Source organism: Thermococcus sp. (assembly GCF_026991495.1).
Classification (GTDB): Archaea; Methanobacteriota_B; Thermococci; order Thermococcales; family Thermococcaceae; genus Thermococcus.
Window position 1 is genome coordinate 1 of the sequence record NZ_JALXBJ010000043.1, and the last position, 18,934, is coordinate 18,934.

Here is an 18,934-nt window from a genome sequence, read left to right on the forward strand (position 1 = left end):
CGCCACTGGAGTGCCCTACGACGTCAGAAAGGACGACCCCTATTACCTCTACCCAGAGCTCGACTTTGAGGTTCCGGTTCTCAAGGAGGGCGACAGCCTCGCGCGCGTTCTGGTCAGGAGGTACGAGATGGAGCAGGATCTCTACATCCTTGAGCAGCTCCTCGACATGGGGCCGCCGAGCGGGCCCTACATGGTTCAGGACGCCCGCTTGAAAGCCCTCCCGAGGTTCAAGCCGCCGAAGGGGGACGCCTACGCCCACGTCGAGAGCACGAAGGGCGACTTTGGAGCGTATGTGGTGAGCGCCGGAACCCACAAGCCCTACCGCGTCCACGTCCGCGGCCCGAGCCAGAGCCACGGCGTTACGGTACTTGAGGAGCTCCTCAAGGGCGCCCGTCTGGCAGACGTGCCGGTCATATTGAAGACCCTTGACAACTGCCCGCCGGACATAGACAGGTGATGGGTATGGCGAGAGTCGTTGGAGAAGAAAAGGTCAAGCTCAGGAAGTCCTTCGTGAAGCCCTGGATGGGCATCAAGTACCTCTTCAAGAAGCCGGTCACGATAAAGATACCCTACGAGAAGATGGAGCCGGCGCCAAAGTACAGGGGCTTCCACACCCTCGACTGGAAGAAGTGCGTTGGCTGCAACTTCTGCGGGCAGATATGCCCGGCGAGGGCTATAGAGATGACGTGGATAGAGGTTGACGGCAAGCTGGAGAAGAGGCCCCATCCAAAGGTCGATTACGGCAGGTGCACATTCTGCCAGTTCTGCGTTGATGTATGCCCGACCGGCGCGTTAGGCTTCAGCGAGAGCTATATCCTGACCACCGGCGGCCTTGACGAGGAGCTTGAGCTCTACAACTGGGTTCCGATAAACCCGAAGAAAGTCCAGGAGCTCAACGAGCGCTTTGGTGACTACCGCTTTCCGGTCGAGAGGATAGAGAAGAAGCCGGACGGAACCTACATCTACCACCTCCGCGACGGCTCAAAGGTGGAGTTCAAGATAGTCGGCTACGGCCTCAGGCCGCCCAAGAAGCCCCAGCCGAAGCCCGCCGACAAACCAGCTGAAGGAAAAGACACCTCGAAGTCCGAGACCAAGGAGGAGTGAGCCTTCCTTACCTATTTCTCCCTTTACGCCTTCCTCTCTTCCTCGATAAATTTTTAAGGGGGCATTTAATAATATGGTTGGTGGTAATTCATCGCTGACATCGGCCGGGAAAAGAGGTTCGGCTTCTGGGGCTCAGTGTTTCTTGCTTTTGGACCGACAACATTTCTGATCTTCTACGCCTTACTCATGATGCCTGGAGGTATAATAGACAGGATTCCCTCCACACTGGGTGTGTCGTGGCTTACGACTCTAGGGCTCTTGAACCTGATAGGACTTGCCCTGATCTTAGTGGCTCTCCATAGGATAGGGGAAAGGCTCGGCAATAAGAAACCGTTCAACTACTACCTGTACAGCGTAATAGCATCATGGATTGGAAACTGGATCGGGGGCTCTATCGTCGCCGTCATAATCTTCTCGGCGTTTTCCAGCGAAGATGCCTCATTGGGCACGATAATAATGATATTTGCCCTGGCGTTTATTGCGGTCTTTGCAGTTGGCAGGTACTTCACGATGCGGACTTGGGAGGAGATGCGTAAAACAACGGGCGTCGGCGAGTTTGGATGGGTGGCGGAAGTAGTCAAATGGGGAACCTTAACGGTGGTTGCGCTGATAGCGTGCATGGAGTGGGTTTCCATACTGTACACGGTGGGCGTTTATTTAGTGTTTGTGAGCATTGAAGTCACCCTCCAAGCACTCGCCTTCCTTAGGATTCCTGAGAGAGCAGCAGAAAAGCAAGAAGAAAACCCAGTGTTGGAGGAGCCGGTGGTTTTCTGAGCATCAGCCGAGGACAACCTGAAGGACCGCTTCCCCGCCTGGTTCGAGCTCGTCGATGCTCCAGACGACCTTTGAGCCCTCTATCCTCGCGGTTCCCCTCGTGGCCCTCACCTCAACCGCGTTCATTCCGCCCTCCCACCGGAAGTCCTTCAGCGCCCTCATCCTCGGGGCTTTAACCCTGACGAAGTAGTACCTGTCGAGCTTCTCCTCGATGACGTGCGGCCGCATGGTCGAGATGTAAGTGGCGCCAGAGAAAACGGCGAGGGAGAGCAGGAGGGATGCGATCCATGGCAGCTCTCCTTTAGGAACCGGGCTCCCCGCCGTTCCGGGAGCAGCGGGGGGGATCTGAGAGTTTGAAACGTTTCCGGGGCTGCTCTGACTGGAGGACTCGTTCGATGGAGAGGAAGCTGCTGCCGGTGGGAGGGATATCGTTTCCGTGTCCCCGATGTAGCCGCTGGCGCTCGCCGTTATCATGACCGTCCCGCTCAGCCCCTTCAGCGGCACCCGAACCGTTCCGTCCCCGCCCGTCACGAAGGTCTTCTCACCACTGGACGTTACCACCGACACCGTGGCGTTCCCGACCGGGTTGCCGGATGAGTCCCGAACCCTTACGACCAGGACGTCCCTCCTGATTTCGGGTATCGCGAAGAGCTTGCCGACCGGGACGAAGACCGTTATCCTGCCCTCCGGGGTGTAGACGGTGACCCTGTACATCCCGGGCTTTGAGGCGTAGAACTTTGCATAACCCTTTGAATTGGTCGTCCTGTTCTGGCCGTTGAACTCAACGGCGACGCCTTTCGAGGGCTTCCCATCGGAGAGAACCCTGACCCACACCACACCGTCCTCAAAGCCCGAGCTGACGCTGTAGTGCTTGGGCACCCGGAGGGTATAGTCCCTCCTAACGCCGTCGACGGTGACACCAACCGAGTACCATCCCGGGGCTCGGGGGGTGTAGAAGGCCTCGCCGCGCGAGTCAGTGTGGAGCAGAGTACCGTTTACGTCAACCAGGGCGCCCCTTACGGGGCTTCCGTTCTTGAGGAGAACCCGGATCTCTATCCTGCCGTTTGTGTAGAAGACGTATCCCCTGAACTCCCTGGGGGCCACGGTGAAGCTCAGCTGCCTCTCCTCCCGAACCCCCGAAACGTCCGCTTTGACGACCACCCTATAGCGGCCGGGCCTGGGTCTTGAGACGATCAGCGTCCTCTCCCACCTTTTCCCCGGTCCAACGCTCAGGCCCCCAGCGTACTCCTGAACCAGCGTCCCGTTCTCATCGTACACGTAGACCTCAATGTCCCCCTGAATCGGGTCGTTGGAATAGGAGGTAACCTCCACTCTTATCGGTTCGTCCAACCCGTAGGTTACGTTCAAGGCGCTAACGTTCAGAGAGTACTGGACGATGCGCTTCACAGATATTGTTACGTTCCTCTCGGAGGTGAAGTTGGGGCCCCTGACGATCAGAAGGGCGGTGTAGTTGTCCGAGCCTATGAAGGGCACCCTGAGGTTGAGGTCAACGACCCTGCTCTCGCTCGCGGCCACCGTAACGGTCTTCTCCACCCTGTACTCGGACCCGTTGACCCCCCAGAGGAGTTCAATGCTCACGTTCTGAACGCTCTCGTTGCCCGGGTTGATGATCCTTATCGGTATGGTCACGACGCTCCCGGGGAGAACGGAGAAGTAGTCGCTCGTTGGAACCACCGTCAACCCGCTGGCTGAAAGGGCAGACGGGAGCATCAGAAGGGCCAAAAGGACGGCCACGAAAAGCCTTCTCATCCCCGCAGCACCTCCTCCAAATCCCTCTGGACTCCGATAATCGTCTCCAGACTTACCCCGGGATCCCCCTTTCCTACGGGGTAGGTCTTTCCACCCCCGGCTCTCTCCTTTATCCTCTCGCCCATGAAGAACCGCCAGCCATGGCCCACGAACTTCACCGCCACGACTGGAACGCAGCCAAACCTCGCCGAGAATGAGAGAAGCTTTTCAAGATCCTCTGCTTTCAGGTAGACCTTCTTCCCCCGCGTGCTCTTGACCTCGATGCACAGGTAGAGCTTCCCGTTACCGGCGACCACGTCCACCTTCTTGCTTCCGGCCGACCTGACCACCGCGAAGCCCCTCGCTTCGAGTTCGTGTATTAGCTCCCTCTCCGCGCTGGCTCCCCTTCTGTACCTCATACCAACCCCCCAGTAGTACTCCCAGAGATATTTAAGCTTGGTGCCGGGTTACTTTTATAAGCGGCCCCAACGAGATGGGGGTGGTGATGCTCATGCCGGTTTACGAACTCGGCGGGAAGAAGCCCAAAATCCACGGGACGGCTTTTGTTGATGAAACTGCATCCGTCATAGGCGACGTTGTCCTCGAAGAGAGGAGCAGCGTCTGGCCCTCGGCGGTTTTGAGGGGGGACATAGAGCGGATCCACATCGGTTGCTGCTCAAACGTCCAGGACAACGTGAGCATACACACCTCCCACGGGCTCCCGACAAAGGTGGGCAGGTACGTCACGATAGGCCACAACGCGGTCGTCCACGGGGCAACAATCGACGACTACACGATAATCGGTATGGGGGCGATAGTACTCGACGGGGCCAAGGTCGGGAAGCACGTTATAGTGGGCGCGGGCGCCCTCATCCCGCCCGGGAAGGAGGTTCCGGACTACAGCCTCGTCATAGGCGTCCCGGGAAAGGTTGTCAGAAAGCTCAGCGACGAGGAGATAGAGTGGACGAAGAAGAACGCCGAGATCTACATGGAGCTCGCAGAGGAGCACCTCAAATCGAGGAAGAGAATCGAGTGAGGAAGATGATCTACAGACTGCTCTCCCACGTTCCCCACGTCCTTTTCAAGCCCCTCTACGACGTCTATGAGGGCTACCTCTTTGAGAAGGTCAGAAAGGGGAGCATCCCGCGGCACGTCGCAATAATAATGGACGGGAACAGGAGATGGGCGAAAAAACTGGAAAAACCGCCCTGGTACGGCCATCTCTTCGGCTCCAACAAGCTGGAGGAGATAATGGAGTGGTGCAGAGAACTGGGCATAAGAACCCTGACGGCCTACGCTTTCTCAACCGAGAACTTCAAGCGCCCGCCGGAGGAAGTGAACGCCCTCATGAACCTCTTTGAAAGGAAGTTCAGGGAGCTTGTTAACGACGAGAGGATTCACAGGTACGGCGTCAGGGTCAACGTGATAGGCAGAAAGGACCTCCTGCCTGAGAACGTTAGAAAGGCGGCCGAGGAGGCGGAAAAGGCCACGCGGAAGTACAACAACTACACCCTCAACTTAGCCCTCGCGTACGGCGGCAGGAGCGAGATAACTGACGCGGTAAGGGAGATCGTCCAGGATGCGCTGGAAGGAAAGGTAAGGCCCGATGAGATAGACGAAGACCTGATAAAGCACTACCTCTATCATCCGGACATGCCCGATCCAGACATCGTGATAAGGACCGGCGGGGAGGTCAGGATAAGCAACTTCCTCCTCTACCAGATAGCCTACAGCGAGCTCTTCTTCGTGGACGTCTACTTCCCGGAGTTCAGGAAGATAGACTTCCTCAGGATAATAAGGGAGTACCAGAAGAGGCAGAGGCGCTTTGGAAGGTAGTCACCTCTCCACTCCCCTCCTCACCTTCACCGCGAGTCCGCTCTGGAAGACCTTCAGTTCTTCACCGTTTAGCAGGGTCTGGCCCGTCGCCAAAAGCTCGTCCCTCTCGTTGACGATCAGGACTTCATCGTAGGGCCTTATCCCCGAGTCAGCATCGAGCACGAACTTCGCGAAGACGTTCTTTCCGCGCCTCGCGAATGGCTCCGCATCCTCGTTGACGACAACGCGCATCCTCGGGAAGGGGAGGATCCGGTGGAGCCTCTTCGCACCCTCTATCCCGAGCGTTAGAAGGCCGTCCTCGGCTCTGAAAGTCGCGAGGCGCTTGTCCTGCACCTTCACCTGCCTCGGCATGCCCGTCTTCCTCGACAGCTCGACGAAGGCATCCTTAAAGGCCTCCCCTGCACCTTCGCCGAACTGGTACTCAGCCACGGCCATTACGTAGCTCCTCGCCTCCTCCTTCCTGGGCTTCCCTATCCTGAAGTCCTCTTCCCCCTCGCTCTGGGCGAAGGGGTAGCTTAAGCTGAGGTACTTCGGAACCTCCCTGAATATCGGATGGTTTATCGTTTCGGGGAACTTGGCTTTAACCCGCTCGGCCCTCTCCTTAGCTCTCACCGCCGTCGGCCACCTCAAGGACTCCTCGCTCACCTTCAGGAAAGCCGAGGCCTTTGTAACGGGCTCGTTCTTTTCGAGGTATTCCCCGTGCTCCAAAAGGCGCTTGTAGGCGGCGAACAGTTTTGGATGGGAGCGCGCACGCTCATCAACGAGCTCCCAGAGCGTTCCCTCCCTCACAGCCTGCTTCACGCGGTTGATTTCTTCCCTTATGACCCAGAGGTTGTGAATCGCTAAAAGCCTCGTCCTCTCCTCCTTCGGCATCTCGCGGAGCTCCTGTGGAGTGTAGCGGCTGCAAACGGGACAGGAGCAGGGGAAGTACTCAAGCTCGTCAAGCCTTTTCGTGCCCTCCGGGGTCAGATAGCGGTCGTCCTTCGCGTAAAGGGCGTAGCTGGCAGAGTCGAAGAGGTCAACGCCCATTGCCACCGCCAGCGCGAAGACCATCGGGTGCCCAGCCCCGAAGAGGTGGACCGGTCTGTCAGGCCTTAAGCCCAGCTTTGAGGCGATGACCACATCCACAAGCTCGCGGTAGCGGTAGGCCTCCATCAGAGGAACAACAGCCCCGATGGGGTGGATCTCGAAGTCCATCTCGCTCAGCTTCCTCGCCGCGTAGGTTCTCAAGTCCGGATAGACGGATCCCTGGACGGCCGCGTTCATCGCTATCTCCTTTATGCTCTCCGCCTCCCGGGCCCTCCTTAGGGTTGCCCTGAGGTCTTCCTCGGCCTTCTCCCGCGGAGCGTCCGGTGGCGTCGGCACGTCTAAAAAAGTGCCTATATCAACCCCGATGTCGTGCTGGAACTGGACTATCTCGCGGTTCGTCACTTCGACGCCTCCGTAGCGCATGAGCTGGAAACTGCCGGAGTCCACCTCGATGATTCCGTCGTAGTCGAGGAGCCCGTGTATCCCCTCGCTAAGGGCCCTCTCCCTGAGCTCGGGGGTCTTGTAGATGATGTAGGAGTTCGTGATTATAATCCCGAAGCCCATCTCCTTGAGCTCCTTTGGCGTTACGATGAGCTGCTTCGGGTTTACGACCGGCATTATGGCAGGCGTCTCCACGGTTTTTCCGTTCACGGTCAGCCTTCCAATCCTCCCGGCCGCATCGCGCGCCTTGACCTCAAACCTAAACTCGACCATGCTTTCACCCCAGTGGAGTAGGTCGGGCCCTTTAAAAGCCTGCGGCGGAGAAGAGGCGGACGAGGAGGTAGGCTATCAGACCAGCCGACAGGGGCGCCCGGACCCAGCTCTTGACTATTCCAGCCACGACCTCCTTGTTGACCTTCTCGCCCTTGTAAAGGGCCAGTCCGCTTATGGCCCCGACTATGGCCTGACCCGAGCTTACGGGGAGGGCGAATAGGTTCGCTAAGGTGACTGACAGGGCCGCCCCGAACTCGCTTGCAAAGGCGGATGTCGGGCCGAGGGGGGCTATGCCCTTCCCGACAGTCATTATAACCTCCCTGCTGAAGGTCAGGGCGCCGATGGCTAAAGAGGTGGCGAGGAAGAGCCTGACATCGGCCCCATGGGACTCGGAGAGCCCGACGACGTTGGCCAGCTCGTTCGTGCCGAGGTTGAAGGCCGCGTAAGCCGAGGCCAAGAATACCAGCCACTTCTGGGTGAGTTCAAGGTTCCTGAGGCACTTTATCCTCCTCAGCAACGGCTTGTAGAGAGCGTAGGTTCCTATGGCCAAGAGCCCGGCAAGGAGGGGGGAGAAGAACCAGGCGAGCACGATCTTGGCAACGGTTAGCCAGTCCACGCTGAGGCCCACAGCGAGGGAGGCCCCGACGAGGGCACCTATGATCGACTGCGTCGTTGAGATGGGGTTCCCCCAGAGGCTGGCGATTGTCACGGCTAAAGCGGCGCTCAGAAGAACCAGCACCACATCCCCCCAGCTCAAACCGGAGGCGAGCCCGCTGACGGTTCCTGAGACGGCGGAGCCCCCGAGAAGGGCACCTAAGGAGGTGAAGACCGCTATTATGAGCACGGCCCTCCTGAAGCCTATCATCCCAACCCCGACGGCGGTTCCGACTGCCTTGGCGCTGTCGTTCGCGCCTATCGCCCACGCCATGAAGAAGGCCGCCGTGAGGATGATCAGCATCTCCACCACCTATAGTCTATATAGTCTATGTAGCACTTGGATGTACATTTAAAAAGGTTGCGGTAGAATTTTAAAGTCTCAGGGGCACTTTAGGCGGCGGGGATGATGCGTCTGATGGGCATCACCAAAGAACTTTCAAAGTCAAAGTTCGTCAAGTACTCGAAAGTCAGCTGCAGCTTCCTCTCGGAATGCGTCTCCAAACTTGAGAAGGTCGTCGGGGGAGCAAAGCGGCTCCAGGATCCAGACGAGTACATGCTCATCGCCGGGGCAGAAGCCATTTATCGGACGAACCGCTTCATGACGGTCTTAGAGCTCACCGACGGCATGAGCAGGGTTTTCTACCTGATCCCTGGGGACTTCCAGGTTCCGGGGGGGTTCAGGGAGGAGTTCGAGCTCTACTTCAGGGTGAGGAGAGAGGGGGCATTGGGAGTGCTCCTGAGAACCATCCTAACGAGGAACATCCGGGGTCGGAGGTTCAGGCACCGCTCCGCCCTGAGCTTTTTGGTGGGCTTTAGCGTTAGCTTTGCAACCTCTTCCCTCGTGGAGGGTTTTGGGCTCTGGATCCAGTCTGTGGTGGCAGTGATCCTGACGGTTCTGATCTACGTCATCTTGGACTACCCCTTCTCACTCCTCTACCTCAGGGGAGTGGAGCTGACCCAGAAACCTAAGAGAAAAGCGGTGATCATGGTCATCAAACAGAAAGGAAAGGGCGAGACCGGCTAACGTCCGAGCTCCCTGTGCGCCTTCGCGAGGTGTTTCGCTGCTATCGCGGCCAAGAGAGAGAGCTCCCCGGCGAGAACTGCTCCAGCGACTATCTCGGCGAACTTCTTGGCGTTGCTTCCCGGAGGGTCTCCCCCGCCGGCCACGCCCATGATCGAGAGGGCTTCCCTCTGGGTTGGGACGCGGGTTCCCCCGCCAACCGTCCCGATCTCAAGGCTCGGCATTGTTATGCTCATGTAGAGGTCGCCCTCTGGGGTAACCTCGGCGAGGGTTATGCCGTGCGAGCCCTCGGTGATCTGCGCCTCGTCCTGGCCAGTCGCTAAGAATATTGCCCCGACGATGTTCCCGAAGTGGGCGTTGAAGCCGTAGGAAGCGGCCTGTGCCGAACCGACGAGGTTCTTTCTGTAGTTTACCTCAGCTATAAGCTCGGGCGTCGTCTTCAGCTTCTTCTCAACGATCTCCCGCGGAATCACGGCTTCAGCTATGACAGTCTTCCCCCTGCCCTCGATGAAGTTGAGGGCGTTGGGCTTCTTGTCTACGCAGAGGTTGCCGGAGAGCGCTAAATACTTAACGTCCGGGAACTTCTCCTCGATGACCTTCATTATCTCCTCGCTTGAGATGGTTACCATGTTCATGCCCATCGCGTCGCCGGTCTCGAATTCAAAGCGGAGGTAGAGGTTGTTGCCCACTATGAATGGCTTAACACCGCGGAGCTTTCCATGTCTGGTGACCTTTGACACCGCCTTCTCCTGGAGGTAGTCGAGGTTGTTTTGAACCCACCCAGCTACCTCCCTCGCGCGCCTCGCGTCCGGGCACTTGAGGAGGGGCGCGCGGGCCATCTTGTCGTCTATCAGGGTCGTCCTGACGCCTCCGGCCGCGGTTAAGGCCGAGCAGCCGCGGTTTACGCTGGCGACGAGAGCGCCTTCAGTTGTGGCGAGGGGGATGTAGAACTCTCCCTTGGCGTACTCGCCGTTGATCTTGAGCGGCCCGGCGACGCCCATCGGTATCTGGACGACGCCTATCATGTTCTCGATGTTCCTGCCTATCAGCCTATCGGGGTCGATCGAGTAGTGACCTATGTTGTCGAGCTTTATCCCGAGCTTTTTCTCAAGGGCTCTCCTCCTCACCTCCGTGGCCAGCCTCTTGTCGCCGTTGGTGTAGCTTTCAACCTGGTAGAGCTTTATCTCACCGCTTGCAACCTTTTCGACGAGCTCCTCAAATTCCATGGTCCACACCTCAGCCGAATATCCACTTCTCAAGGACTTCGCCAGCCTCGGAGAAGGAGAGCGCCGCCTCGCTCTTCGGCTTGTACGCCAAAACGGGCACCCCTATGTTTATGGACTCCGGCACGGCCTCGTCGTAGGGCACCCAGCTGAGAACCGGGACATCCATGTCCTCCTCTATCGCCTCGATTATCTTGTCCACGACGTCGGCGCTCTCCCTGACCTTGTTGAGGACGACTCCTATCTTCAAACCGTACTCCTCTCCAAGGGCCCTGAGCTTGTTGACCTCGTTCTCCACCATGGTCTCAAAGGAGTATATCGGGGAGCGCTCTATCTCCACGACGATTATCTGGTAGTCCGCCACCTCAAAAGTCGGGAGGGTATCGAAGGGAACCCCTGTAGGGGAATCAACGAACACCACACCGAACTTGTACTTAACCTCATCGACGAGATCCCTGAGCTTCTGAGGGGAGATCCCTATAACGTCGTGGAGGTTCGTGCTCCCCGGCATGACGTATACGCCCGTTTCCCTGTGCTTGTATATGGCCCACTCCGGGTTGAGGCTCGGGTCCCTCAGGATGGAGTGGACGGTGTACTTAACGTTGTCAAGTCCAAAATGGAATCCGAGGTTGGGCAGGTAAAGGTCCCCATCGACTGCGAGAACGCGGTACTCGTGCTGTGCAAGGTACGTGCTCAGGTTCGCAGTGGTGGTGGTCTTTCCGGCACCACCCCTTCCAGTCATTACTATTACTGCCATTCCTCTCCCTCCAAGCCTTACCATGTTACTTCAACCATTTTATTAATTTTTCCTGTGATACTGTCCGCTCAGGGAGCACTCTGTCCGTTTAAATGGATGTGAAAAGTTTATATCCCCACCGGTGTAGGAGTCAGTGAAGGGGATGATACCATGACCGAGAAAATGCTGGCCATTATGAAGACCAAGCCGGCCTACGGCGCCGAACTCGTCGAGGTTGACGTCCCAAAGCCCGGCCCGGGTGAGGTTCTCATCAAAGTCCTCGCAACGACGATATGCGGGACCGACCTGCACATCTACGAATGGAACGACTGGGCAAAGAGCAGGATCAAGCCGCCCCAGATAATGGGCCACGAGGTGGCCGGGGAAGTGGTCGAAGTCGGCCCGGGCGTCGAGGATCTGCACGTCGGGGACTACATAAGCGCGGAGACCCACATCGTCTGCGGTAAGTGCTACGCCTGCAGGCACAACCGCTACCACGTCTGCCAGAACACGAAGATATTCGGGGTTGACATGGACGGCGTCTTCGCTCACTACGCCATTGTGCCGGCCAAGAACGCATGGAAGAACCCGAAGGGCATGCCGCCGGAATACGCGGCACTACAGGAGCCCCTGGGGAACGCGGTTGACACGGTCTTGGCGGGCCCGATAGCCGGAAGGAGCACGCTGATCACGGGAGCCGGCCCCCTCGGACTTCTCGGCATAGCCGTCGCCAAGGCCTCGGGGGCCTATCCGGTTATAGTCTCGGAGCCGAGCGAGTTCAGGAGGAGCCTCGCGAAGAAGGTCGGCGCCGACTACGTTGTGAACCCCTTTGAGGAGGACCCGGTCAAGTTCGTAATGGACGTAACGGACGGGGCTGGAGTGGAGGTTTTCCTTGAGTTCAGCGGCGCACCGAAGGCGCTCGAACAGGGCCTCAGGGCGGTGACGCCCGGGGGAAGGGTCTCGCTGCTCGGCCTCTACCCGAGGGAGGTCACCATAGACTTCAACAACCTCATAATCTTCAAGGCCCTTGAGATACACGGTATAACGGGCAGGCACCTGTGGGAGACCTGGTACACCGTCTCAAGCCTCATACAGAGCGGCAGGCTGAACCTCGAGCCCATAATCACCCACAGGTACAAGGGCTTTGAGAAGTTTGAGGAAGCCTTCGAGCTCATGCGCGCCGGCAAAACCGGAAAGGTCGCCTTCTTCCCGCACGGGCACTGAGCCTTTCCCCTTTTATTTTTGGAAGTTCAATTGGAAGAGGAAGGCCAAAATGGAAAAATCAGCCGTACATGACCTCGTGCATGGCTATGGCCTGCGCGAGCCTCTGCTCGGCGCCGAGAACCTTCTCAACGGCCTTCAGGAAGTCGTCCTGGGTCACGTACTCGCGGCGGGCTCTGATCGCGAACATCCCAGCCTCCGTCGCTATCGCCTTCAAGTCGGCCCCGCTGGCCCCCTCGGTCATCTCAGCTATGATGCGCAGGTCAACGCCCTTCATGTTTATCCTCCTCGTGTGGACCTTGAGAATCTCAAGCCTGCCGTGGAAGTCTGGCAGCGGTACTTCTATCAGCCTGTCGAAGCGTCCCGGTCTCAAAAGGGCTGGATCGAGGATATCCGGCCTGTTGGTAGCGGCTATTATCTTAACGTTCCCCCTGGGATCGAAGCCGTCCATCTCAGCTAAAAGCTGCATCAGCGTCCTGTTGACTTCTCTCTCGCCGCCGGTAGTCTCGTCCATCCTCTTGGCCCCGATGGCATCTATCTCATCAATGAATATCACCGTCGGCGCCTTTTCCTTGGCCAGCTCGAAGAGCTCGTGAACCAGACGGGCACCCTCTCCTATGAACTTCCTGACGAGCTCGCTGCCGACGACCCTTATGAAGGTCGCGCTGACCTGGGTGGCGACGGCCTTCGCGAGGAGGGTCTTACCGCAGCCAGGCGGCCCGTAGAGGAGGACTCCCTTCGGCGGCTCTATCCCAACGCGCTCGAAGAGATCCGGGTGCTTGAGCGGAAGCTCCACTGCCTCCCTGATCTCCTGAATCTGCCTCTCAAGACCGCCTATGTCGGCGTACGTGACGGCGGGCTTATCGATGACCTCAAAGCCGAGGACGCTCGGATCCTTCTCCGTTGGCAGGAGCTCCACTATAGCCATCGTCCTCTGGTCGAGGGCCACCCTCGAACCTGGCTTGAGCTTGTCGCGCTCTATCCATGGCGCTATCCTGACCACGAAGCGCGGGCCGTTGTAGTTCTGGACTATGGCCCTCTCATCGTCGAGCAGTTCTATGACGTTTCCCGCGAAGGCCGGAGGCTGCCTGAGGCGCGACATCTCCATCCTCAGGCGAGAGAGCTCGCGCTCAAGCCTCTCCTTATCGGCCTCCAACGTCCTAACCTGGAGCTCTAACTGCCTTATACGCCTTTTAAGGTAGGTGACGTATTCATCGTAACCGGATTCCGGTAACTTTACCTCATCGAGACTTCCCATGGTCTCACCTCTTTTCAACCAATTTAGTTTAGCTAACTGCCCCTTTTTAACTCTATCCCAGGAATGTCTCCGGGGCCTAAAGAAAAGCCGTCAGCCAAATGCCTTCTCTTCGTCGATGCTCTTGACCATCCCAAACCCGTAGCGGGTCTTCTCCCCAAAGCCAAGGTCGTAGCCGAACTTCGCGATCTCTGCCGAGCCGTAGTACCTGAATATCATGAGAGAGCCCCTGTAGTAGGACTCGGCGACGAGTATCCTCACGGGCTTGAACTTTACAACGTCTATCCTGAACGCACTATCCGAAGGCATCTCCCCGTAGAGCTCTAAGTACCTGAGGAGCATGACCTTCCGGAGTTTGTCGAAGAAGGCAGGCTCACTCGGGTACAGATCCCATATCTTCATCTTGTTGTTGGTGAACTTGACAGTTCTGACGACTATCGGGCTCAGGGTTGAGAAGAGCATCCCATCGCGCATCTCCGGCTCCTTGAGGGATTTTATGTCGTCGGCTATGAAGTCGGTATCCCCTATCCTCATCGCCGGGCTGAGCATAAATCCCTCGGTTATGTTGCCGATGATCTGGGGGGAGTGGGAGGATATGTAGAGTGAGACCGTGTCGGACAGGACGCGTATTCCGCGCTCGGGCAGAAGCTCCCTCTTTCTAACGAGGATCCTTGAGAAGGTGAAGAGATCAGAGTGCCCGACCTCTACCTCCCTCGCCAACTCCGGCGATATAAGCGCGATCTTATCAACGATCTGCTTGTAAACTTCATAGTTGTAATTGAAGGGGAGTATGGGATCCTCTCCCACGGGCCTGAGTTTTACTTCAATCCTCATTTAAGTCCCTCCGGACTGGATTATTGCAGGCAGCTTAACTTTGGTTCAATCTACTAATAAGGTTTTCGTAAGGGCGTTATAATCCTCCCAGCACTGGAGGACACTTACGATTCTCAGAGCAATGAAGTAAAGCCTTACTTTAAAGAAAATTCAACAAATACCGGGGCTTAAGCCATTTTTAAACCTTGAGTGGAGCGCCGAAAGCCCTGTCCCCGGCGTCCCCAAGCCCCGGGAGGATGTAACCGTGGTCGTTTAGCTCCCTGTCGATCCCGGCAACAAAGATCTCGACCTCCGGGAAAGCTTCCTTTATCCTGGATACCCCCTCCGGAGCCGCGAGGACGCCTAAGATAACTGTCCTCTTCGGGCTGCCGTATTTCCTTACCTCCTCAAGAACCCTCAGGAGAGTGGAGCCGGTGGCTATCATGGGATCGGCCACGATGAGCGTGTCGTCGCCGTTTATGTCCGGGACCTTTATGTAGGCCATCTCTATCCTGAACTCCGGCGCCTTGCCGCGGGACGCCGAGACTATGCCGACGCGGGCGTGCTCGAAGACCTTTATAAGCCCCTCCATTAGGGGAATCGCGGCCCTGAGGACGGTGACTATCACAACGTGCCTCCTGTCCTCTACCACAACACCCCTCGTCTTCTCAAGCGGCGTCTCAACCTCGATCTCCCTAACCCCCATCGTCTTGGTCAGCTCGTATCCCATGTACCTCCCGAGCTTGACGAGGCCCTTCCTGAAGGAGATGCTGTCCGTTCTCCTGTCCCTGAGCCCAGTCAGGATCTCCGCTATGAAGGGGGAGTCCTCAAAGGAGTAAACACCCCGCCATCTCCCGTCGGCTATCAACTCCACCACCTCGCTAAACTTCCTCCCAGTACTCCATCCTCATCATGCGCCCCTTGACGTACTCCGCGTATGGATAGCCAATGAGCAGGCCCACGATAAGGCCGCCCAAGTGCGCTATGAAGTTGACGTGGGGCATCCAGCTGTTTATCAGGAAGAGGAAGAAGGCGTTGGCAAGGGCCACCTGGATGTTCTTCTTGAGGACGCCGTCTATGATTATCAGCGCGCCGACCACCCCGAAGAGGGCGCCGCTCGCACCGCCGCTGAGTGAGTAGGGGCCGAAGAAGACCACGCTCATGACGTTGCCGAGTATACCGGCGAGGAAGTAAACGGTGAGGAACCTGAGCTTCCCAACGAGTATTTCGAGCTGGGAGCCCAGGTAGATCAGGAAGAACATGTTGAGGGCGAAGTGGATCCAGCCGAGGTGGACGAACATGGCGCTCACGAGCCTCCAGTACTGGTGGCACTCGGTAACGCAGAGGTTGAAGAGGCCGAGCTTGAGGACGGCTATCGGCTTTACAACCGGCGCCCCGCTCAGGTAGAGCTCGTACAGAAAAACCACGAAGTTTGCCGCGAAGAGCGAGTAGGTAGCGGGCGCGCTTCTAACCGCCACCAAGAGCTTACCCACCCTTCATCACCCCCAAGATCATCTCAAGCAACTCCTCACTGCTGGCAGCTACGATGTTGTTGCCGGCCTCGGCGTTGAGCTCAAGGCGCAGCTCCCTTCCCCCGTCATCAACAACCAACGCCCCGGCCTCCTTTGCTATTATGCACGCCGCCGCTATGTCCGTCGGTCTGACGTAGTTCCTTACGTCAACCACTGCCTGCAGGGAGCCCATGGCGAGGTAAGACAACTCCACCGCTATCGCACCGAGAACCCTGATCCTCTTCACCATCCCGGCAAGTTCGGTCCCGCGCCCGCGCGTGTAGAGGCTCAGGGCGGCCCTCTCTGGCGGAAGGGGCTTGACCCTTATCCTCTCACCGTTCAGGTACGCCCCCTTTCCCGGGATCCCCTCGAAGTACCTCCCAGTTGTGAACTCGTACACTGAGCCGTAGACCGGCTTCCTCCCCTTGAAAACGCCGAAGCTGAAGGCGAACACCGGCACGCCAACGGAGAAGTTGTAAGAGCCGTCTATCGGGTCTATGACGACGGTGTAGTCGCTTCCCCTGTCCAGGGTTCCGATTTCCTCGCTCACGATGTTCACTGGGAGGGGCTTCAGCGCCTCAAGGGCCACGTCCTCGGCCAGCCTGTCAACGTACTTCGTCACGTCCCCGCTGACGTTCGTCCCGACGTTCTCCCCGGCCTTGCGGGTGCCGAAGAGCGGCATTACTATCTTCTCGATGTTCTTGGCTATTGAATAGCCTATTTGGTTCCACATCTCGTCCATCCAGACCACCTAACCCCTAAGCAGTACTATCAGGAGGTTCCTCGTCCCCGGCCCAAAGCCGAGGATGAATATGGCGAGCTTGACGAAGTTTATCAGATCCGGGTCTTCATCCTCCATGAGCCTGTCGAGGATGTAGACGACCGGAAGGAGTATCAGGAGCTTTTCGAGGTACATGGCCGCGGGCGTCCCGGTCAGGGATATAAGCCTTCTCGCGAGGACGTGCTGCTCCCAGAAGCCGAAGAACTGCAGCCCAACGAAAGTGGTCGTCGCGTCGTAGAAGTGGGTGTAGAACAAGATGCCGTTGTTCCTTATCAGGTCGAACTTCTTCGCGGCGAGCCAGACTGAGAGCTCGGCGACGGTTAGAACCGGAACGAAGTAGAGCAGGTAAGACCAGCGGACCGAGAGCCTGCCGTAGTTTATGACAAGGATGAAGAGGAGGCCGGAGAGGAGGAGGAGCCCGATGTCCCTGTAAAGGCCGTAGAGCCGGGGCCCTTCCATGTACCTCCTCGCCACGAGCAGGGCCGCTATCGCGAAGCCCGCTATAACGAAGTACCCCCCGGGGCTAACTGTGAGGTACGTCCTCGGGAGCATCCCTAAGTCGGTCATGGCGCGCATGAGGGGGCCGAGGAGTACGTAGGGCATGAGGGCCTTGAAGAACTCCTCGTTGACCCTGACGTCTATCCTCTTCAGGAACTTGTAGAGGAGAACGACCGCTACCCCGAGTATTATCGCGTAGACCGTCGTGTTGACTATGTTGTAACCCTGATTATATCGGATCGGGTCAACGAAGTACCTCTCAAAAAACCCGCCCAAGCTCATCCAACCACCGTGTAGAAGTCAGGGCCGAGCACTTAAAGGTTTTGGAGATACTCCCAGAGTGGAACGAATTTTATACCGTCTCTTTCATCCCTGTAATCCCAGGTGATCACCGTTCTCCGTTCGACGTTCAACCTGTCCCCGGCCTTCTTCAGTCCCTCTATTTCCCTCGGCTTAAGATCATCTCCATCCCTGGCATAGGTCACCTGAATCATCTCTGCAGGACGACCTTTCTCAACGATGACAAAATCAACTTCTCTACCGTTCTTGTAGTAGTAAACCTCCCGATCTTGCCTCTTTAGTTCGAGAAGAACCGTTAGCTCCATCAGTCTTCCTATGTCTGGGGTAAATGAAAATATCCTCGCAAAGCCCGCATCGACGGGATAAACCTTTGGAATGGAGAGCTCAGACGTCCTGAGTGAATAGCTGAACTTCTTCAGCAGGAAGACGCTCATCGAGTCCTCCAGGTAACCGAGGTACTCGTAGAGAACGCCCTTGCCCACGCTTATCCCCTGGGACTTTAGGGCGTTGTAGAAAGCGTGGACACTGAACTCCTTGGAAAAGGAGCGCATCAGGGAGCGGATGAGCAGCTTCATAACGTGAAGGTTTCTGACGCCGTACCTCTCCACGATGTCCTTGTAAACCACCATGTCCAAGTACTCGGAGAGGAGCTTCCCTCTTATCGTTTCGTCTTCCTCAAGTACGACCTGGGGAAAGCCACCCCATGTGAGGTATTCAAGGAGAAGGGACTTTATCCGGGCTTCTTTCTTTGAGCTCAGTGGTTTCTTTGGCTTAAAGCCCTTGGCCCTCAGGAACTCCCGAAAGCTGAAGGGCAGGAGTGTGTAAGTCAATGTCCTGCCCCTCAACTGCGTTGCAACTTCCTTTGAGAGAAACTTGGAGGAGGAACCAGTCAGGAAAACGTGGTAACCTTCATCGTGGAGGTACCTGACCATCCTCTCCCATCCAGGAACGGCCTGAACCTCGTCGAGGAAGATGTAGCCCGGCTCCCCAAAGGCCTCGCGGTGAAGCTTTAGCACTTCAAGGATGTCCTTTGGCTGAAACCCTTCAAAAACCGGATGCTCGAAATCCATGTACAGGGTCTCTTCCCTCGGCAATTCTTTAATGAGCTGGTAGAAGTAGAAGGTCTTTCCGCTCCTCCTCGGCCCGATTACGGTTATTACATATTCCCTTTTCATCGGAACCTTGAGTTCCCTCTCGATGAGAGAGGGAAGTTTTTTCTCCTGAAAGTCGGTCAAGTACTGAAGCACGAGATCTTTGTCCAACATGGTCTTATATGGAGAGACATATTATTTAAATATTTCCTTTTATGTAAAGAAATAAAGACTCATTAGCGAACCCTTACCATCGCCTTGTGCACGAGGATATCGGTTTTCTCTATCAGCTCCACCGGCACTTCAAGCCGCTCCTCAAGGCGGAGCCTGAACTGCTCCGACAGGGCTTCGAACTCCCGCCTCAACTCGCCATCCGTCAGCATCGTGAAGTCGCTTGCGTACTTGTAAGCCCCGCTCAGGTTCCCCATCTTGACGCTCATTATAAGCAGGTTTCCAAGGTAGTACACTATCAAACGCCTGTCTCCCATTGTTCTACTCCTCTTAAGCTCACGCCGGAACTCTATGCCGAGATAGCTCGCAAGATCCTGTTGAAGTTCCGCAACGTTCTCGTACCTCTCAGCCTTTTCCTTCGCGAGCATCCTGAGGATTATGGGTTCCACC

Annotated in this window: 19 protein-coding genes and 2 pseudogenes; 7 read left to right on the forward strand and 14 right to left on the reverse strand. The window is 57.1% G+C overall.

Translation table 11 applies throughout. The features are described from left to right. The 3 genes and pseudogenes from MVB78_RS05585 to MVB78_RS05595 form a co-directional block, all read left to right on the forward strand. Positions 1–457 (forward strand): annotated as a pseudogene (locus tag MVB78_RS05585) (NADH-quinone oxidoreductase subunit D); the annotation flags it as partial. A gap of 5 nt (positions 458–462) precedes the next feature. After that, a complete protein-coding gene (gene nuoI, locus MVB78_RS05590) occupies positions 463–1,104 on the forward strand; it encodes an NADH-quinone oxidoreductase subunit NuoI (protein WP_297489053.1) in 642 nt (213 codons plus the stop codon). 189 nt (positions 1,105–1,293) lie between these two features. Next, positions 1,294–1,878, forward strand: a complete 585-nt coding sequence (locus MVB78_RS05595) for a DUF996 domain-containing protein (RefSeq protein ID WP_297489012.1) — start codon at positions 1,294–1,296, stop codon at positions 1,876–1,878. A 3-nt stretch (positions 1,879–1,881) separates the two neighbouring features. Here the strand turns inward: MVB78_RS05595 and MVB78_RS05600 are convergent, their stop codons facing one another. Together MVB78_RS05600 and hjc are read right to left on the reverse strand one after the other, a co-directional pair. After that, positions 1,882–3,648, reverse strand: coding sequence for a carboxypeptidase regulatory-like domain-containing protein (locus MVB78_RS05600; protein WP_297489015.1), 1,767 nt, complete (start codon positions 3,646–3,648; stop codon positions 1,882–1,884). Further along, positions 3,645–4,046 (reverse strand): Holliday junction resolvase Hjc, encoded by a 402-nt coding sequence (gene hjc, locus MVB78_RS05605; RefSeq protein ID WP_297489018.1) that lies wholly within the window; start codon positions 4,044–4,046, stop codon positions 3,645–3,647. Before hjc ends, MVB78_RS05600 begins: the two co-directional genes overlap by 4 nt. A 92-nt stretch (positions 4,047–4,138) precedes the next feature. Between hjc and MVB78_RS05610 the strand changes: the two genes are divergently transcribed. Together MVB78_RS05610 and uppS are read left to right on the forward strand one after the other, a co-directional pair. Further along, positions 4,139–4,663 carry a gamma carbonic anhydrase family protein gene (locus MVB78_RS05610; protein WP_297489056.1) on the forward strand — a complete coding sequence of 175 codons (525 nt, stop codon included), beginning with the start codon at positions 4,139–4,141 and terminating at the stop codon, positions 4,661–4,663. Between the two features lie 5 nt (positions 4,664–4,668). Beyond that, a complete protein-coding gene (gene uppS / locus MVB78_RS05615) occupies positions 4,669–5,463 on the forward strand; it encodes a polyprenyl diphosphate synthase (RefSeq protein WP_297489059.1) in 795 nt (264 codons plus the stop codon). Here the strand turns inward: uppS and tgtA are convergent, their stop codons facing one another. Beyond that, entirely contained in the window at positions 5,464–7,206 is a 1,743-nt protein-coding gene (gene tgtA, locus MVB78_RS05620) for a tRNA guanosine(15) transglycosylase TgtA (RefSeq protein WP_297489022.1), read from the reverse strand. Positions 7,207–7,237: 31 nt separating this feature from the next. Further along, positions 7,238–8,164 carry an inorganic phosphate transporter gene (locus MVB78_RS05625; RefSeq protein WP_297489062.1) on the reverse strand — a complete coding sequence of 309 codons (927 nt, stop codon included), beginning with the start codon at positions 8,162–8,164 and terminating at the stop codon, positions 7,238–7,240. A gap of 102 nt (positions 8,165–8,266) precedes the next feature. On the opposite strand from MVB78_RS05625, the gene MVB78_RS05630 reads away from it, so the two are divergent. Further along, positions 8,267–8,887: a hypothetical protein gene (locus tag MVB78_RS05630; RefSeq protein WP_297489026.1), complete on the forward strand. Its 621-nt coding sequence runs from the start codon at positions 8,267–8,269 to the stop codon at positions 8,885–8,887. Here the strand turns inward: MVB78_RS05630 and hmgA are convergent. Beyond that, positions 8,884–10,110 carry a hydroxymethylglutaryl-CoA reductase (NADPH) gene (gene hmgA / locus MVB78_RS05635; RefSeq protein ID WP_297489028.1) on the reverse strand — a complete coding sequence of 409 codons (1,227 nt, stop codon included), beginning with the start codon at positions 10,108–10,110 and terminating at the stop codon, positions 8,884–8,886. The two genes, MVB78_RS05630 and hmgA, sit on opposite strands and share 4 nt — an antisense overlap. Before the next feature lie 10 nt (positions 10,111–10,120). Continuing rightward, positions 10,121–10,864 (reverse strand): MinD/ParA family protein, encoded by a 744-nt coding sequence (locus tag MVB78_RS05640; protein ID WP_297489065.1) that lies wholly within the window; start codon positions 10,862–10,864, stop codon positions 10,121–10,123. Positions 10,865–11,014: 150 nt separating this feature from the next. On the opposite strand from MVB78_RS05640, the gene tdh reads away from it, so the two are divergent. After that, a complete protein-coding gene (gene tdh, locus MVB78_RS05645) occupies positions 11,015–12,067 on the forward strand; it encodes an L-threonine 3-dehydrogenase (RefSeq protein ID WP_297489031.1) in 1,053 nt (350 codons plus the stop codon). Between the two features lie 58 nt (positions 12,068–12,125). Here tdh and MVB78_RS05650 read toward each other — a convergent pair whose 3' ends face one another. The 8 genes and pseudogenes from MVB78_RS05650 to MVB78_RS05685 form a co-directional block, all read right to left on the reverse strand. Further along, a complete protein-coding gene (locus MVB78_RS05650) occupies positions 12,126–13,322 on the reverse strand; it encodes a proteasome-activating nucleotidase (protein ID WP_297489034.1) in 1,197 nt (398 codons plus the stop codon). A 90-nt stretch (positions 13,323–13,412) separates the two neighbouring features. Continuing rightward, positions 13,413–14,153, reverse strand: a complete 741-nt coding sequence (gene cas6, locus MVB78_RS05655; protein ID WP_297489037.1) for a CRISPR-associated endoribonuclease Cas6 — start codon at positions 14,151–14,153, stop codon at positions 13,413–13,415. Positions 14,154–14,331: 178 nt separating this feature from the next. Further along, the gene (gene upp, locus MVB78_RS05660) at positions 14,332–15,000 is read right to left on the reverse strand and encodes a uracil phosphoribosyltransferase (RefSeq protein ID WP_297489068.1); all 669 of its coding nucleotides are present in this window, start codon (positions 14,998–15,000) and stop codon (positions 14,332–14,334) included. A 13-nt stretch (positions 15,001–15,013) separates the two neighbouring features. Next, positions 15,014–15,625, reverse strand: coding sequence for a rhomboid family intramembrane serine protease (locus tag MVB78_RS05665; protein ID WP_297489040.1), 612 nt, complete (start codon positions 15,623–15,625; stop codon positions 15,014–15,016). Further along, entirely contained in the window at positions 15,618–16,385 is a 768-nt protein-coding gene (locus MVB78_RS05670) for a bifunctional fructose-bisphosphatase/inositol-phosphate phosphatase (RefSeq protein WP_297489043.1), read from the reverse strand. The genes MVB78_RS05665 and MVB78_RS05670 overlap by 8 nt, the downstream gene beginning before the upstream one ends. Before the next feature lie 9 nt (positions 16,386–16,394). Next, positions 16,395–17,204: a DUF63 family protein gene (locus MVB78_RS05675; RefSeq protein ID WP_297489046.1), complete on the reverse strand. Its 810-nt coding sequence runs from the start codon at positions 17,202–17,204 to the stop codon at positions 16,395–16,397. Positions 17,205–17,236: 32 nt separating this feature from the next. Continuing rightward, entirely contained in the window at positions 17,237–18,487 is a 1,251-nt protein-coding gene (locus MVB78_RS05680; protein WP_297489049.1) for an ATP-binding protein, read from the reverse strand. A gap of 62 nt (positions 18,488–18,549) precedes the next feature. After that, positions 18,550–18,934, reverse strand: a pseudogene (locus tag MVB78_RS05685) (serine/threonine protein kinase); the annotation flags it as partial.